This window comes from Pseudomonas sp. GW821-FHT09A09, from assembly GCF_059418405.1.
This window is the reverse complement of sequence record NZ_JBWKPU010000012.1, coordinates 1-14,642: the sequence shown is the minus strand read 5'-3', so window position 1 is coordinate 14,642 and position 14,642 is coordinate 1. Positions and strand designations below refer to the sequence as shown.

At 61.2% G+C, this 14,642-nt stretch carries 14 protein-coding genes and 1 tRNA gene; 9 read left to right on the top strand and 6 right to left on the bottom strand.

Annotated features, from left to right (window positions below; translation table 11 throughout):
- Positions 1-81: 81 nt before the first annotated feature.
- Together AC07OV_RS12625 and AC07OV_RS12620 are read right to left on the bottom strand one after the other, a co-directional pair.
- The gene (locus tag AC07OV_RS12625) at positions 82-489 is read right to left on the bottom strand and encodes a PA2817 family protein (RefSeq protein ID WP_176996449.1); all 408 of its coding nucleotides are present in this window, start codon (positions 487-489) and stop codon (positions 82-84) included.
- A 75-nt stretch (positions 490-564) separates the two neighbouring features.
- Entirely contained in the window at positions 565-3,012 is a 2,448-nt protein-coding gene (locus tag AC07OV_RS12620; RefSeq protein ID WP_494998476.1) for an acyl-CoA dehydrogenase, read from the bottom strand.
- A 191-nt stretch (positions 3,013-3,203) separates the two neighbouring features.
- Between AC07OV_RS12620 and AC07OV_RS12615 the strand changes: the two genes are divergently transcribed.
- The 4 genes from AC07OV_RS12615 to AC07OV_RS12600 all read left to right on the top strand — a co-directional run bounded on the left by AC07OV_RS12615 (position 3,204) and on the right by AC07OV_RS12600 (position 6,379).
- Positions 3,204-3,863: a transglutaminase-like domain-containing protein gene (locus tag AC07OV_RS12615; protein ID WP_495092331.1), complete on the top strand. Its 660-nt coding sequence runs from the start codon at positions 3,204-3,206 to the stop codon at positions 3,861-3,863.
- Between the two features lie 56 nt (positions 3,864-3,919).
- On the top strand, positions 3,920-4,537 hold the full coding sequence (locus AC07OV_RS12610) for a glutathione S-transferase (protein ID WP_176996446.1): 618 nt from the start codon (positions 3,920-3,922) through the stop codon (positions 4,535-4,537).
- Positions 4,538-4,670: 133 nt separating this feature from the next.
- The gene (locus AC07OV_RS12605; RefSeq protein ID WP_176996445.1) at positions 4,671-5,603 is read left to right on the top strand and encodes an ABC transporter ATP-binding protein; all 933 of its coding nucleotides are present in this window, start codon (positions 4,671-4,673) and stop codon (positions 5,601-5,603) included.
- Positions 5,600-6,379: an ABC transporter permease gene (locus AC07OV_RS12600; RefSeq protein ID WP_176996444.1), complete on the top strand. Its 780-nt coding sequence runs from the start codon at positions 5,600-5,602 to the stop codon at positions 6,377-6,379. The genes AC07OV_RS12605 and AC07OV_RS12600 overlap by 4 nt, the downstream gene beginning before the upstream one ends.
- 171 nt (positions 6,380-6,550) lie before the next feature.
- Here the strand turns inward: AC07OV_RS12600 and AC07OV_RS12595 are convergent, their stop codons facing one another.
- Complete coding sequence (locus AC07OV_RS12595; protein WP_176996443.1) at positions 6,551-7,090, bottom strand: TetR/AcrR family transcriptional regulator; 540 nt, start codon at positions 7,088-7,090, stop codon at positions 6,551-6,553.
- Between the two features lie 91 nt (positions 7,091-7,181).
- Between AC07OV_RS12595 and AC07OV_RS12590 the strand changes: the two genes are divergently transcribed.
- The 4 genes from AC07OV_RS12590 (at position 7,182) to AC07OV_RS12575 (ending at position 11,928) form a co-directional block, all read left to right on the top strand.
- Positions 7,182-8,375, top strand: coding sequence for an MFS transporter (locus AC07OV_RS12590; protein WP_494998474.1), 1,194 nt, complete (start codon positions 7,182-7,184; stop codon positions 8,373-8,375).
- 43 nt (positions 8,376-8,418) lie between these two features.
- Complete coding sequence (locus AC07OV_RS12585) at positions 8,419-8,730, top strand: cupin domain-containing protein (RefSeq protein WP_495092330.1); 312 nt, start codon at positions 8,419-8,421, stop codon at positions 8,728-8,730.
- Positions 8,731-8,837: 107 nt separating this feature from the next.
- The gene (locus tag AC07OV_RS12580; RefSeq protein WP_495092329.1) at positions 8,838-9,986 is read left to right on the top strand and encodes a TDT family transporter; all 1,149 of its coding nucleotides are present in this window, start codon (positions 8,838-8,840) and stop codon (positions 9,984-9,986) included.
- Positions 9,987-10,053: 67 nt separating this feature from the next.
- Positions 10,054-11,928: an MFS transporter gene (locus AC07OV_RS12575; RefSeq protein ID WP_495092328.1), complete on the top strand. Its 1,875-nt coding sequence runs from the start codon at positions 10,054-10,056 to the stop codon at positions 11,926-11,928.
- An 80-nt stretch (positions 11,929-12,008) separates the two neighbouring features.
- On the opposite strand, the gene sugE is transcribed toward AC07OV_RS12575, so the two are convergent.
- From sugE to rdgC, 3 genes are all read right to left on the bottom strand, one after another.
- Positions 12,009-12,323: a quaternary ammonium compound efflux SMR transporter SugE gene (gene sugE / locus AC07OV_RS12570; protein WP_003237114.1), complete on the bottom strand. Its 315-nt coding sequence runs from the start codon at positions 12,321-12,323 to the stop codon at positions 12,009-12,011.
- A gap of 112 nt (positions 12,324-12,435) precedes the next feature.
- Positions 12,436-13,377 carry a bile acid:sodium symporter family protein gene (locus AC07OV_RS12565; RefSeq protein ID WP_494998471.1) on the bottom strand — a complete coding sequence of 314 codons (942 nt, stop codon included), beginning with the start codon at positions 13,375-13,377 and terminating at the stop codon, positions 12,436-12,438.
- A 24-nt stretch (positions 13,378-13,401) separates the two neighbouring features.
- Positions 13,402-14,322 (bottom strand): recombination-associated protein RdgC, encoded by a 921-nt coding sequence (rdgC, locus tag AC07OV_RS12560; RefSeq protein ID WP_005786703.1) that lies wholly within the window; start codon positions 14,320-14,322, stop codon positions 13,402-13,404.
- A gap of 159 nt (positions 14,323-14,481) precedes the next feature.
- Here rdgC and AC07OV_RS12555 point away from each other — a divergent pair.
- Positions 14,482-14,557 (top strand) — tRNA-Val (locus AC07OV_RS12555).
- Positions 14,558-14,642 lie beyond the last annotated feature (85 nt).

Sequence of the window (14,642 nt, the reverse complement as noted above, 5' to 3'; positions counted from 1 at the left end):
GCCTTGAGTCCAATGTTGGTTTCAAGGGCCTCATCGCCGGCAAGCCGGCTCCTACAGTGAGTGTCGTGTGGTTCTAGAAAATCAGTGCTTGCTCTGGTCGTCCGACATGGCCAGCAGTTGCTTCTCCTGGTTCCAGTCGAAGGGCTCGTCGTTCTGCTCGGCTTCGAAGCGACGCTCTTCCAGGGCCTGGTACATGTCCAGTTCTTCGTCGGGCATGAAGTGCAGGCAGTCGCCGCCGAAGAACCACAGCAGGTCGCGTGGCACCAGGTGGGCGATTTGTGGGTAGCGCAGAATGACCTGGCTCATCAGGTCCTGGCCCAGGTACTGGCTTTCGATCGGGTCGATGGGCAGCAGGGCGCGCAATTCGTCGAAACGCTCCAGGAACAGCGAGTGGCTTTCCTCGGGAACCTGTTCGGCTTCGCCGACGGCAACCAGGATGCTGCGCAGGTGGTCGAGCAAGACGAGATGATCGGCAACGACGTTGGACACGAGATAAGTCCTCTAAAGCAAAAACGGGCGCGAGAGTATATAGCTCACGCGCCCGTTTTTATATGACCGCTCGACTCAGCGGACTTTGCCTTCTGCCTGGGTCAGCTCCTCCTTGCTGAAATCATCCACGTCGATCACCTTGCGCCGTGCCGCTTCGGCATCACGCAGGGTCTGCGCTTCAGCCGGTTGCAACACGCCAGCGTGCAGTGCGGCGTCGATGGCATGCTCGCCGGCCGCCGGTTTGACCTGGCCGCTCTTGAGGCCCTGGTGGAGCTTTTTCTGCAAGGGCTGGCTGGCGCCGAGCAGGTCATAGGCGTGTTGCAGGGCGCCCACCGGGTCGTCCGCCGATTGCGGGCGGTAGCAGCCGGCCAACAGCTCTTCGAGGGTCGGGTCGCCCTTGGCCCGGCCGATCACCGCAGCCACTTCGGCATCCAGCGCATCGGACGGCCCGGTGTGGCGACGGCCAAACGGGAACACGATCACCCGCAGCAGGCAACCGAGCACCTTGTTCGGGAAGTTGCTCAGCAGTTCATCCAGCGCACGTTCCGACTGGCCAAGGCTTTCTTCCATGGCCCAGGCGAACAGGGGCTCCAGATGGTCCGGCGAATCCAGGTCGTGGTAACGCTTGAGCGCGGCCGACGCCAGGTACATATGGCTCAGCACATCGCCCAGGCGTGCCGACAGGCGTTCACGACGCTTCAGTTCGCCACCCAGCAACATCATGCTCAAGTCGGCGAGCAGGGCGAAGGCGGCAGCCTGGCGGTTCAGCGCACGGAAGTAACCCTGGCTCAAACGGTTGCCCGGCGCTTTCTCGAAGTGGCCGATGCCGAGGTTCAGTACCAGCGTGCTGGCGGCGTTGCTCACGGCAAAGCCAATGTGCTGCATCAACAAGCCATCGAACTCTTTCAACGCCTGGTCATGGTCTTCACGACCGGCCAGGGCCATCTCCTTGAGCACGAACGGATGGCAGCGGATGGCGCCCTGACCGAAAATCATCAGGTTGCGCGAGAGGATGTTCGCGCCTTCCACGGTGATGAAGATCGGCGCACCTTGCCAGTTGCGGCCCAGGTAGTTGTTTGGGCCCATAATGATGCCCTTGCCGCCGTGCACGTCCATGGCGTGGCTGATGCACTCGCGGCCGCGTTCGGTGAGGTGGTACTTGAGGATCGCCGACAGCACCGAGGGTTTTTCCCCCAGGTCCACGGCATTGGCGGTGAGCATGCGCGCGCTGTCCATCAGCCAGGCGTTGCCGCCGATGCGCGCCAGGGCTTCCTGGATACCTTCGAAGGCCGACAGCGGTACGTTGAACTGCTCACGCACTTGCGCGTATTGGCCGGTCACCAGGCTGGTGAACTTGGCGGCGCCAGTGCCGACAGCCGGCAGCGAGATCGAACGCCCGACCGACAGGCAGTTCATCAACATCATCCAGCCCTTGCCGAGCATCTCCTGGCCGCCGATGAGGAATTCCAGAGGGATGAACACGTCCTTGCCGGAGTTGGGGCCGTTCATGAACGCGGCGCCCAGGGGCAGGTGGCGGCGGCCGATTTCTACACCCGGGGTGTCGGTAGGAATCAGCGCCAGGCTGATGCCCAGGTCTTCTTCTTCGCCCAGCAGGTGGTCCGGGTCATGGGCCTTGAAGGCCAGGCCCAGCAAGGTCGCAACCGGGCCAAGGGTGATGTAGCGTTTTTCCCAGTTCAGGCGCAGGCCCAGGGTTTCCTTGCCTTCCCACTCACCTTTGCAGATCACCCCGGTGTCGGGCATGGCGCCGGCATCGGAGCCAGCCAATGGGCCGGTAAGGGCGAAGCAGGGGATATCGTCGCCACGGGCCAGGCGTGGCAGGTAATGGTTGCGTTGTTCGTCGGTGCCGTAGTGCAGCAGCAATTCGGCCGGGCCGAGGGAATTGGGCACCATCACGGTGGAGGCCAGGTCACCGCTGCGGGTGGCGAGTTTCATGGCGACCTGGGAGTGGGCGTAGGCCGAGAAACCCTTGCCGCCATATTCCTTGGGGATGATCAGGGCGAAGAAACCGTGGGTCTTGATGTGTTCCCAGGCGGCGGGCGGCAGGTCCATGGCCTGGCCGATTTCCCAGTCGCTGACCATCGCGCAGAGTTCTTCGGTGGGGCCGTCGATGAAGGCCTGTTCTTCTTCGGTCAGTTGCGCCTTGGGGTAGGCCAGCAACTTGTCCCAGTCGGGGCGACCGCTGAACAGCTCGCCATCCCACCACACGGTGCCGGCGTCGATCGCATCGCGCTCGGTCTCGGACATCGGCGGCAGGACTTTCTGGAACCAACTGAACAGCGGCTTGGTGAAGTATTGGCGGCGCAGGTCCGGCAGCAGCAGCGGTGCAGCGACAGCCGCCAGCAACACCCAGAAGATCAGCAGCAGCCAACCCGGTGCGTGGCTCCAGGCGCCCATCGCCAGCAGGTAGACGGCGACCACACCCAGGGCGGGCAGCGGCGCGGTGCGGCGGTGTGCCAGGTAGGCAATGCCGACCACCAGAACCAGTATCCACAACAACAGCATATTCAATCCTCCGTGAAACCAGGGGCGAAACCACCAAGGAGCTTAGTCGGCATCCGAAAAAGCGCGGTGATCAGGGTGTTACGAGTTGTACGGGAAGCACCGGTCGCCAGGCGCCGACATTTGGCCGAATCGTCGTTATCTACAGGGCAAACCTGTCGTTACACTCAAGGCTTGCTTCGGAGATAACGCCCATGGATACGTACCTGAGTCCCAGCCGCTTCATCGATAGTGACCACCCTGCGGTGGTGGAGTTCGCCGAAAAACATCGTGGCCCCAGCGCAGATTTGCGTGACCAGGCAGTCAGTCTCTACTACGCCGTGCGTGAGGCGATTCGCTATAACCCGTACACCTTCAGCCGTGACCCAGACACCCTCAACGCCAGCTTCGCCCTCGCCACCGGTGAGAGCTACTGCGTGCCCAAGGCCACCTTGCTCGCCGCCTGTGCCCGCCACTGCGGCATACCGGCGCGCATCGGTCTGGCTGACGTGCGCAACCACCTGTCGACGCCGCGCCTGATCGCGTTGCTCAAGAGCGATGTGTTCGCCATGCATGGCTACACCGAGCTGTACTTGCGCGGGCGCTGGGTCAAGGCGACTCCGGCGTTCAACAGCCAGCTGTGTGAATTGTTCGATGTGCCGCCGCTGGCGTTCGATGGCCTGCATGACAGCGTGTTCCACGCGTTCAACCGCCAGGGCCAGCGCTCGATGGAATATGTGCTGGACCACGGGCAGTTTCCCGACGTGCCCGAGGCGTTTTTCTTCGCCCATATCCGCCAGTGTTACCCGCACCTGTTTGCCGAGGACATGCCAGACCTGCTGGGCGACATGCAGAGCGATTTAAGCCGCGCGTGAACCGGCGTATGCTGCTGCGTTCATCAAGCCATGTTCATCAACGATAAGGCGCGGTCATGCTGAAAATCTGGGGTCGTAAAAATTCATCAAACGTCAGGAAAGCACTGTGGTGCGCCGAGGAACTCGGTCTGGACTATGAGGCAATTGATGCGGGCGGGGCTTTTGGTGTGGTCGACACCCCGCAATACCGGGCACTGAATCCCAATGGCCGGGTGCCGATGATCGAAGACGGCGACTTTGTGCTGTGGGAGTCCAACACCATCGTGCGCTACCTCTGTGCGAAGGAAGCCTCCAGCTGGTACCCCACCGACTTGAAGGCGCGAGCCAACGCTGAAAAGTGGATGGACTGGACCACGTCTACCCTCGCCGAACCGTTCAAGATTGTGTTCTGGGGCATCCTGCGCACCCCCGCCGAAAAGCAGAACTGGGACAGCATCAACGCCGGGCGCCAAGCCTGCATCGATGTGCTCAAGACCGTCGACCAGGCCCTCGCCACACAGCCGTATCTGTCGGGCAACGAGATCGGCATGGGCGACATCCCCCTGGGCTGCTTTGCCTACGCCTGGTTTGAAATGCCCATCGAGCGGCCTGCAATGCCCCATCTAGAGGCCTGGTACCAGCGCCTGCAGCAGCGCCCGGCCTACCGCAAAGCGGTCATGACTGCGTTGACTTAATACTGACTATTAATACAGGTGACTGTACTTGTGCGGCGCGGGCAGCCAACATGGTTGTCATGCGCCGCCGTTGAATACGCGCGCTGCGCCCTCATCTATTCTTCCAATTCCCTTCTTTGGTGCGTAATCCGATATGAGTTCCGCTCTGTCCATCCGGCAGCTAACCAAAACCTACGGCAACGGTTTCCAGGCCCTGAGTGGTATCGATCTGGACGTTGCCGAAGGTGACTTCTTTGCCTTGCTCGGCCCCAACGGTGCCGGCAAATCCACCACCATCGGTATCCTCTCGACACTGGTCAACAAGACCAGCGGCACGGTGAATATCTTTGGTCATGACCTGGACAAATCCCCGGCGGCGCTCAAGCGTTCCATCGGCGTGGTGCCCCAGGAGTTCAACTTCAACCAGTTTGAAAAGACCTTCGACATCGTCGTGACCCAGGCCGGTTACTACGGCATCCCGGCGAAAGTCGCCAAGGAGCGCGCCGAGCAGTACCTGACCCAGTTAGGCCTGTGGGACAAGCGTGATGTGCCTTCGCGCTCACTGTCCGGCGGCATGAAGCGCCGCCTGATGATTGCCCGCGCCCTGGTGCACGAGCCGCGCCTGTTGATCCTCGATGAACCAACGGCCGGTGTGGATATCGAGCTGCGCCGTTCGATGTGGACCTTCCTCACTGAGCTGAACGAGAAGGGCATCACCATCATCCTCACTACCCACTACCTGGAAGAGGCTGAGCAGCTGTGCCGCAACATCGGCATCATCGACCACGGCACCATCGTCGAAAACACCAGCATGCGTAACCTGCTGGGCCAGTTGCATGTGGAAACCTTCCTGCTCGACCTGAAAAACAACCTGTCGGCGCCGCCGCAACTGCTCGGCTACCCGAGCCGCCTGGTGGACAGCCACACCCTGGAAGTCCAGGTGGACAAGGCCATGGGTATCACGGCGCTGTTCACTCAACTGGCAGCCCAGAGCATCGAAGTGCTGAGCCTGCGTAACAAAACCAATCGCCTTGAGGAGTTGTTCGTGTCCCTGGTGGAGAAAAATCTGGCGAAGGTGGCGGTATGAGTTCCGAACTGCAACCCAACCTCGTCGCGCTGCAAACCATCGTCTATCGCGAAGTGAAGCGCTTTACCCGGATCTGGCCGCAGACCCTGCTGCCGCCAGCGATCACCATGGTCTTGTACTTCGTGATCTTCGGTAACCTGATCGGTCGCCAGATCGGCGACATGGGTGGCTTCACCTACATGGAGTACATCGTGCCGGGCCTGATCATGATGTCGGTGATCACCAACTCCTACGGCAACGTGGTTTCCAGCTTCTTCGGCAGCAAGTTCCAGCGCTCCATCGAGGAACTGATGGTATCGCCGGTATCGCCGCACACCATCCTGATCGGCTACACCCTGGGCGGTGTACTGCGCGGCCTGATGGTCGGGGTGATCGTGACCCTGCTGTCGCTGTTCTTCACCCACCTGCAGGTGCATCACCTGGGGGTCACCTTGCTGGTGGTGGTGCTGACGGCGACGATCTTCTCGCTGCTGGGGTTCATCAACGCCGTATTTGCACGCAACTTCGATGATATTTCGATCATCCCGACCTTCGTGCTGACGCCGCTGACCTACCTGGGCGGGGTGTTCTACTCCATCACCCTGTTGCCACCGTTCTGGCAGACCGTGTCGCTGGCCAACCCGGTGCTGCACATGGTCAACGCCTTCCGCTACGGCATCCTGGGGGTGTCGGACATCAAGATCAGCGTGGCGATCACCTTCATGCTGGTCGCGACTGTGGTGCTGTATATCGGCTGCGCCAAGTTGCTGGTGAGCGGGCGTGGGATGCGCACGTAAGCGACGATCCTCTAAAAAAACGGCCTCAGATGAGGCCTTTTTTTTGGAGTGTGATCAGGTCAATGTGGGAGCTGGCTTGCCTGCGATAGCGGTCTGCCTGTGAATGATATGCCAGCTGACCCACCGTTATCGCAGGCAAGCCAGCTCCCACATTTTGATGAGTGCAGGCCTTCAGGGTTTGAGGGCTAGCTCGATCAGCGCGTGCAGCTCTTGCACCGAGAGCGGTGCGGTCGAGAACAGGATGCGAAACACCGTCGGCGCGGCGATCAGGTTGATCAGGTGGTCCACGCTCGGCGGTGCCGCATCGGGGTAACGGTCGACAATCGCCTGCAACTGCCCGCTCAGGATGCTCACGCAGTAGCCTGGCGTGATCGTGCACTGCAGGTCACGCATCATGTTGCGCCCCGGCTCCGAACTCATTTCATCCAGGTATTGCTCGGCCCAGGCCTGCAAGTCGCCACGCAGGCTGCCGGTATTGGCCGGCTCGCTGTCCGGGCGCATGCGTGCCAGGGCGACATCCGCCAGCAACACGGAAAGGTCGCCCCAGCGTCGATAGATGGTGGAGGGCGTAACGCCCGCGCGCGCAGCAATCATCGGCACGGTCACGCTGGAGCGCTCGTGAGCTTCCAGCAGTTCGCGCGTGGCGTTGTGCACTGATTCCTGGACCCGGGCACTGCGGCCCCCCGGGCGAAGACCTTCTTTAATAGCCATGCCTAAAACCTTAACACAAAGAATTTGCTTTAAGCGCTTTCCGGTAGCACACTCTGCAAAAGCAAAATGTTAGCTTTAGCGGAGCGTGCCGATGTCCAGTCCTACTTCCAACCGTTCGAACCTGGCGTTTCTGGTCATCACGGTGCTGACCTTTCTCGCCGCCTCCAGTGCACCGACACCGCTGTATCAGGTGTATCAGGACAATCTGCATTTTTCGGCGGCGATGCTGACGGTGATCTTTGGCGTGTACGCCGTGAGCCTGCTGGCGGCGCTGCTGACCGTGGGCTCGCTGTCGGATTACCTGGGGCGCAAGCCGGTGATATTCGTCGCCTTGTTGCTGAATAGTGTGGCCATGCTGCTGTTTATCAACGCTGACAGCACCGCCTACCTGATTGCCGCACGCGCCCTGCAAGGTTTCGCCACCGGCACGGCGACAGCGGTGTTGAGCGCCACGTTGCTCGACACCGATCGCCTGCGCGGCCCAATGCTCAACAGCCTCGCACCGTTGCTGGGCATGGCCAGTGGCGGACTGGGCAGTGGCTTGCTGGTGGAGTTCGCGCCACGGCCGACTCAACTGATCTACCTGGTGATGCTCGGCTTGATGGTGTTGCAGGCGTTATACGTGTGGCGTTTGCCCGAAACGGTCAGCCGCATTCCGGGGGCTTTGAAATCCCTGGCGCCGACCCTGCATGTACCCGCACAGGCCCGCCGTGCCTTGTGGCTGGCGATGCCCTTGAACGTGGCGGTGTGGGCACTGGGTGGGTTCTTTTCCTCCCTGGCCCCTTCGCTGGTGAAGACGGCAACCGGCTCGACCTCCCACCTGATCGGCGGCGGCCTGGTGGCCGTGGTGACCTTGAGCGGCGCAGTGATGATCTACCGCCTGCGCGAATACCCGGCTGACAAAGTCATGCGCTTGTCCGCGCTGTTGCTGGCTGTCGGCGTGGCGTTGCTGTTGGTCGCCGTGCAGAGCGCCAGCCTGTGGCTATTCTTTGTCGCCAGTGTGATCGCGGGCTTTGGCTTTGGCGGCGGCTTCATGGGCAGCATTCGCAGCATCGTCGGGCTGGCGTTGCCCCATGAACGGGCGGGCTTGATGTCGGCCTTCTATGTGCTGAGCTACCTGGCGTTCTGCCTGCCGGCGCTGTTGGCCGGCAACCTGAGCCGGGTGTTTGGCCTGATCGTGACCACCGACGGCTACGGCGTCGTGTTGATCGTGCTGGCCCTCGGTGCCTTGGGCGGCTTGCTGATGCAGGATTCGGCGCGGGCCAGGGCGACGACAGGCGCTTGATGGGTAATAATCGCCTCCCGTACCGCCTGATCGAGGTTCACGCATGAAGATCATCCGAAGCAAGGACTTCACCGGCAGCCGCGCCTGGGAGGCGCTGGACATCGCCAACATGAACGGCATCACCACCCGTTTGCACTGGACCGACCAGCCGTATCGCTGGCACATCAACGACGGTGAAGAAGTCTTCGTGGTGCTCGATGGCCGGGTGCACATGCACTACCGCGATAACGGCTTTGAGCACGTGGCAGAGCTGGCGGTGGGGGATATCTTCTACGCCAGTGTCGGCACCGAGCATGTGGCCCATCCTCAAGGCACGGCGCGAATTTTGGTGATTGAGTGCGAAGGCAGCGTTTGATCGTATATCTGTAAAGTAGATAACAGATAGAGATATTACCCGTTATATAGATATTCGATAGGGTTCTATGATGGTCTCAACCTCATGCGAGGAAGAGGAATACCACCATGACCTGCTCGACTACCATCAGCTACAAACCCTTCAGTCACCTGACCCGACCACGGGAAGTGATCCGCCAGTTCACCCCCAACTGGTTCGCCGCCACCATGGGCACCGGTGTACTGGCGTTGGCCTTGGCCCAGTTGCCCGTCAACGTGCCAGGCCTGCAGGCCATTGCCGAAGCGCTGTGGGTGTTCACCATCGGCTTGTTCGTGCTGTTCAGCGCCCTGTACACCGCCCGCTGGGTGATGTTTTTCCACGAGGCGCGGCGGATTTTCGGGCACTCCACCGTCTCGATGTTCTTCGGCACCATCCCGATGGGGCTGGCGACCATTCTCAATGGATTGCTGCTGTTCGGCCTGCCCCGTTGGGGCAACAGTGTGATTCCCCTGGCCGAAGTGATCTGGTGGCTGGACGTGGCGATGGCCCTGGCCTGCGGCGTGCTGATCCCGTTCATGATGTTCACTCGCCAGGAGCACAGCATCGACCAGATGACCGCCGTATGGCTGTTGCCGGTGGTTGCCGCCGAAGTGGCCGCCGCCAGCGGCGGCTTGCTCGCGCCGCACCTGGCAGACGCCCATTCGCAACTGGTGATGCTGGTGACCAGCTATGTGCTCTGGGCGTTTTCGCTGCCGGTGGCGTTCAGCATCCTGACCATCCTGATGTTGCGCATGGCCTTGCATAAGTTGCCCCACGCCAATATGGCGGCGTCGAGCTGGTTGGCCCTGGGCCCGATTGGCACCGGCGCCCTTGGCATGCTGTTGCTTGGCGGTGACGCACCGGCGATCTTCGCCGCCAATGGCTTGCCCGGTGTCGGTGAGATGGCCAACGGCCTGGGCCTGGTGGCGGGCATCACGCTGTGGGGTTTTGGGTTGTGGTGGATGCTGATCGCGGTGCTGATCACCCTGCGTTACCTGCGTGCTGGTATCCCGTTCAACCTCGGCTGGTGGGGCTTTACCTTCCCGCTGGGGGTGTATGCCCTGGCGACGCTGAAGCTGGCGAACGTGCTGCACCTGGGTTTTTTCAGTGTGATGGGCAGTGTGCTGGTGGTGGCCTTGGCGCTGATGTGGCTGATCGTTGCCAAGCGCACGGTGCAGGGCGCCTATAAAGGTGAGCTTTTTGTTTCCCCCTGCATTGCAGGACTAGGGAATAAGTAAGCGGGATTAGGTAAAGTCGTGGCCTGTTTTTAATAAAAGCCCAACAGGCCACGCAGGAACACGGACGATGAGCCACCCCTCGCAATTCACTTTGCTGCGCACACGGCGCTTTTTGCCGTTTTTCGTCACCCAGTTGCTGGGCGCCTTCAACGACAACATCTTCAAGCAATCGCTGATCCTCGCCATCCTCTACAAGCTGACCATCGACGGTGACCGCTCGATCTGGGTCAACCTGTGTGCGTTGCTGTTTATCCTGCCGTTCTTCCTGTTTTCGGCGCTGGCCGGGCAGTTTGGCGAGAAATTCAACAAGGACGCGTTGATCCGCGCGATCAAGATCGGCGAGATCGTGATCATGGCCGTGGGCGCCACCGGGTTCATGTTCAACCACCTGGAGTTGATGCTGCTGGCGCTGTTTGCCATGGGCACCCACTCGGCGCTGTTTGGCCCGGTGAAGTACTCGATCATGCCCCAGGCCCTGCATGAAGATGAGCTGGTCGGCGGCAACGGCCTGGTGGAAATGGGCACGTTCCTGGCGATCCTGGCCGGCACCATCGGCGCCGGGATCATCATGTCGTCGACCCATTACGCGCCGCTGGTGTCGGTGGCGATTGTCGGCGTGGCGGTGCTGGGCTACCTGGCCAGCCGAGGCATCCCTCGGGCGGCGGCGTCGACTCCGGGGCTGCGCCTGAACTGGAACATTTTCAGCGAATCCTGGGCCACCTTGCGCCTGGGCCTGGGGCAGACGCCGGCTGTTTCGCGTTCCATCGTTGGTAACTCGTGGTTCTGGTTTGTCGGCGCGATCTACCTGACGCAGATCCCGGCGTACGCCAAAGAGTGGCTGTACGGCGACGAAACCGTGGTGACGCTGATCCTCACAGTGTTTTCCGTGGGCATCGCGCTGGGTTCCATGCTGTGCGAGAAGCTTTCGGGGCGCAAAGTCGAAATCGGCCTGGTGCCGTTCGGTTCGTTCGGCCTGACGGTGTTCGGCTTGTTGCTGTGGTGGCACTCGGGTGGCTTCCCGCAGAACGTGCAGGCCAACGACTGGCTCGCCGTGCTCAGCTATGGCCAGGCCTGGTGGGTGTTGTTCGATATCCTCGGCCTGGGGGTGTTCGGCGGCTTCTATATCGTGCCGCTGTACGCGTTGATCCAGTCGCGCACCGCCGAGAACGAGCGGGCCCGGGTGATCGCGGCCAACAACATTCTCAACGCGCTGTTCATGGTGGTGTCGGCCATCGTGTCGATCCTGCTGCTCAGCGTGGCCAAGCTGTCGATCCCCGAGCTGTTCCTGGTGGTGTCGCTGCTCAACATCGCGGTCAACACCTACATCTTCAAGATTGTCCCCGAGTTCACCATGCGTTTCATGATCTGGCTGCTCAGCCATTCCATGTACCGCGTGGAGCATCGCAACCTGGAAGCCATCCCGGATGAGGGCGCGGCCCTGCTGGTGTGCAACCACGTGTCGTTTGTCGATGCGCTGTTGATTGGCGGCGCAGTGCGTCGGCCGATTCGCTTTGTCATGTACTACAAGATTTACCGTTTGCCGGTGCTGAACTTTATCTTCCGCACCGCCGGGGCGATTCCGATTGCGGGGCGCAACGAAGACATCCAGATCTACGAAAAGGCTTTCACGCGGATTGCGCAGTACCTGAAGGAAGGGGAGTTGGTGTGCATCTTCCCGGAGGGCAAGCTGACGACCGATGGCGAGATGAACGAGTTTCGTGGCGGCGTGACGCGCATTCTGGAGGAGACGGCGGTGCCTGTAATTCCGATGGCTTTGCAGGGGTTGTGGGGGAGTTTCTTCAGTCGTGATCCGAAGAAGGGGGTTTTCCATCGGGTCTGGTCGCGGGTGGTGCTGGTGGCGGGTGAGCCGGTATCTACGGAGGCGGCAACGCCTGCACATCTGCAGCAACAGGTAACCGAGCTGCGCGGCACGGTCCTGTAGGAGCCCGGCTTGCCGGCGATGGCGTCCGTATGACTGCCATCGCCCGCAAGCGGGCTCCTACAGTGCGGTGCGCCAGTGGGTCAGGTGCTGATCTTGAGGCCGATAAGGCCGCAAATGATCAACGCCACACTCGCCAGCCGGAACAGCGCCATGGATTCCCCAAACAGGATAATCCCGGCGATCACCGTGCCCACCGCACCCACGCCAGTCCAGATCGCATAGGCGGTGCCCAGCGGCAGTTCCTTCATCGCCAGCCCCAGCAAACCCAGGCTGATCGCCATGGCCGCAATGGTCAGGGCTGTGGGCAAAGGCTTGCTGAAACCGTCGGTGTACTTCAGGCCAACGGCCCAGCCGACTTCGAACAAACCCGCAAAAAACAGAATGATCCAGGACATGATGACCCTCTCTACAGACGTGGGGTCGTCCCCGGATTAGGCGCTTAAGAGCGTCGCGAGGTCGTCCCCGCGAAGCTCGGTAGAGTGCCGAATATTGATCGGGCGATCAAGTTTACGGCGTGGTTTCCAGTGCGCTGCGGTCTTCCTTTTCGCTCATGCGGCGGAAGTAGGTCGAGAGCAACGCTCCGGAAATGTTGTGCCAGACGCTGAACAGTGCACTCGGCACCGCCGCCAATGGCGAAAAATGCGCGCTGGCCAAGGCAGCACCCAGCCCGGAGTTTTGCATGCCCACTTCCAGCGCCAACGACTTGCGCTGTGCCAATGGCAAACCGAACAGGCGGCCGGTGAAATAACCCAGCAGGTAGCCAAAGCTGTTGTGCAGCATCACCACCGCCATGATCAACAGACCCGACTCGGCAATCTTCGCCTGGCTGGCGGCAACCACGGCCGCGACGATGATCACGATGCTCACCACCGACACCAGCGGCAAGACCTCCACCGCATGGCGTACACGTTCGCCGAGCAACCGTTGCGACAGTACGCCGAGCACGATGGGCAGCAACACGACTTGCAGGATCGACCAGAACAGCTCCATGAACGAAACAGGCAGCCAGGCCGAGGCCAGCAGCCAGATCAGTGCGGGTGTCAGCAGCGGGGCGAGGAGGGTGGTGACGGCGGCGATGGCCACCGACAGCGCCAGGTCACCCCGGGCCAGCCAGGTCATTACGTTGGAGGAGGTGCCGCTTGGGCAGCAACCGACCAGGATCACACCGACGGCAATTTCCGGCGGCAGGTGGAAGGCCTGGCACAGCAACCAGGCCACACCGGGCATGATCACGAAGTGGGCAACCACGCCCAGGGCCACGCGCCACGGGTGGCGGGCGACCTCGGCGAAGTCTTCGAGTTTGAGGGTCAGCCCCATGCCGAACATCACCAGGCCCAGCAGCGGCACGATGGCGCCTTTGAGGCCGATGAACCAGCCCGGTTCGAGGAACGCCAGCACGGCAAAGATCAACACCCAGTAGGCGAAGGTGTTGCCGACGAAGCGGCTCAAGCCGGCTCCTACAAAGAGAGGGCGTCAGATGCCCTGTGGTGTTTCTTCACCGCCGAGTGCTTCAACCAGCGCCGGCAGGAAATCGCCGAACGTCAGCATCATCAGGGTAAAGCTCGCATCCAACTGGCCCAGGGCTTCGTCGCCGCCGTCCTGTTCGGCCTGGTCTTGCAGCAGGTCTTCGAACTTCAGGCGCTTGACGGTCATTTTGTCGTCGAGCATGAAGGACAGTTTGTCCTGCCACGCCAAAGACAGCTGGGTCACGACCTTGCCGGTGGTCAGGTGCAGTTGGATCTCTTCGCCGGTCAGGTCCTGGCGCTTGCAGCGCACGATGCCGCCGTCTTCGTGGGTGTCGCGCAGTTCGCATTCGTCGAGGACGAAGAAATCATCGGCCGGCTTCTGGGTGGTGACCCAGTCGGTCATGATCGCGGTTGGCGCGGTTTTGACGGTGAGTGGGCGAACCGGCAGGGTGCCGATCACTTCACGCAAGGTCGACAGCAGGTCTTCGGCGCGCTTGGGGCTGGCCGAGTTCACCAGGATCAGGCCCTGTTTCGGCGCGATGGCGGCGAAGGTCGACGAACGACGGATAAAGGCGCGCGGCAGGAAGGCCTGGATGATCTCATCCTTGATCTGGTCGCGTTCCTTCTTATAGACCTTGCGCATCTGCTCGGCCTCGATCTCTTCGACTTTCTCTTTGAGTGCGTCACGCACCACACTACCCGGCAGGATACGTTCTTCCTTGCGGGCGGCGATCAGCAGGAAGTCACCGCTGACGTGAACCAGGGGAGCGTCTTCACCTTTACCAAACGGCGCGACGAAACCGTAAGTGGTCAACTCCTGGCTGGCACAGGGGCGCGCCAGCTTGGTGGCCATGGCCGCTTCCAACGCCTCGGCATCAACAGGCAGATCTTGGGTCAGGCGATAGATAAGCAGGTTCTTGAACCACATGGGGTGAGTCTCTCCTTTATACAAAGGAGGGCATTATTCTCTTGATAGCGCCTCAGGCCAACCCTGCCTAAGCCATTGGAAGGGCTCAAAAAAAAGATTTAAGAAAGTGCTTGCCAGACCCAAGGTCGCTCCGTAGAATGCGCGCCACACCGAAGCGAAGGGTGATTAGCTCAGCTGGGAGAGCGTCTGCCTTACAAGCAGAATGTCGGCGGTTCGATCCCGTCATCACCCACCATTCGTTTCAAGTGTTACGCGCAGCGGTAGTTCAGTCGGTTAGAATACCGGCCTGTCACGCCGGGGGTCGCGGGTTCGAGTCCCGT

Bases quoted from the DNA above. Each gene is read 5' to 3' on its own strand.
- AC07OV_RS12620 (WP_494998476.1), bottom strand. From the start codon at position 3,012: ATGCTGTTGTTGTGGATACTGGTTCTGGTGGTCGGCATTGCCTACCTG.
- AC07OV_RS12615 (WP_495092331.1), top strand. From the start codon at position 3,204: ATGGATACGTACCTGAGTCCCAGCCGCTTCATCGATAGTGACCACCCT.
- AC07OV_RS12610 (WP_176996446.1), top strand. From the start codon at position 3,920: ATGCTGAAAATCTGGGGTCGTAAAAATTCATCAAACGTCAGGAAAGCA.
- AC07OV_RS12605 (WP_176996445.1), top strand. From the start codon at position 4,671: ATGAGTTCCGCTCTGTCCATCCGGCAGCTAACCAAAACCTACGGCAAC.
- AC07OV_RS12600 (WP_176996444.1), top strand. From the start codon at position 5,600: ATGAGTTCCGAACTGCAACCCAACCTCGTCGCGCTGCAAACCATCGTC.
- AC07OV_RS12595 (WP_176996443.1), bottom strand. From the start codon at position 7,090: ATGGCTATTAAAGAAGGTCTTCGCCCGGGGGGCCGCAGTGCCCGGGTC.
- AC07OV_RS12590 (WP_494998474.1), top strand. From the start codon at position 7,182: ATGTCCAGTCCTACTTCCAACCGTTCGAACCTGGCGTTTCTGGTCATC.
- AC07OV_RS12585 (WP_495092330.1), top strand. From the start codon at position 8,419: ATGAAGATCATCCGAAGCAAGGACTTCACCGGCAGCCGCGCCTGGGAG.
- AC07OV_RS12580 (WP_495092329.1), top strand. From the start codon at position 8,838: ATGACCTGCTCGACTACCATCAGCTACAAACCCTTCAGTCACCTGACC.
- AC07OV_RS12575 (WP_495092328.1), top strand. From the start codon at position 10,054: ATGAGCCACCCCTCGCAATTCACTTTGCTGCGCACACGGCGCTTTTTG.
- sugE (WP_003237114.1), bottom strand. From the start codon at position 12,323: ATGTCCTGGATCATTCTGTTTTTTGCGGGTTTGTTCGAAGTCGGCTGG.
- rdgC (WP_005786703.1), bottom strand. From the start codon at position 14,322: ATGTGGTTCAAGAACCTGCTTATCTATCGCCTGACCCAAGATCTGCCT.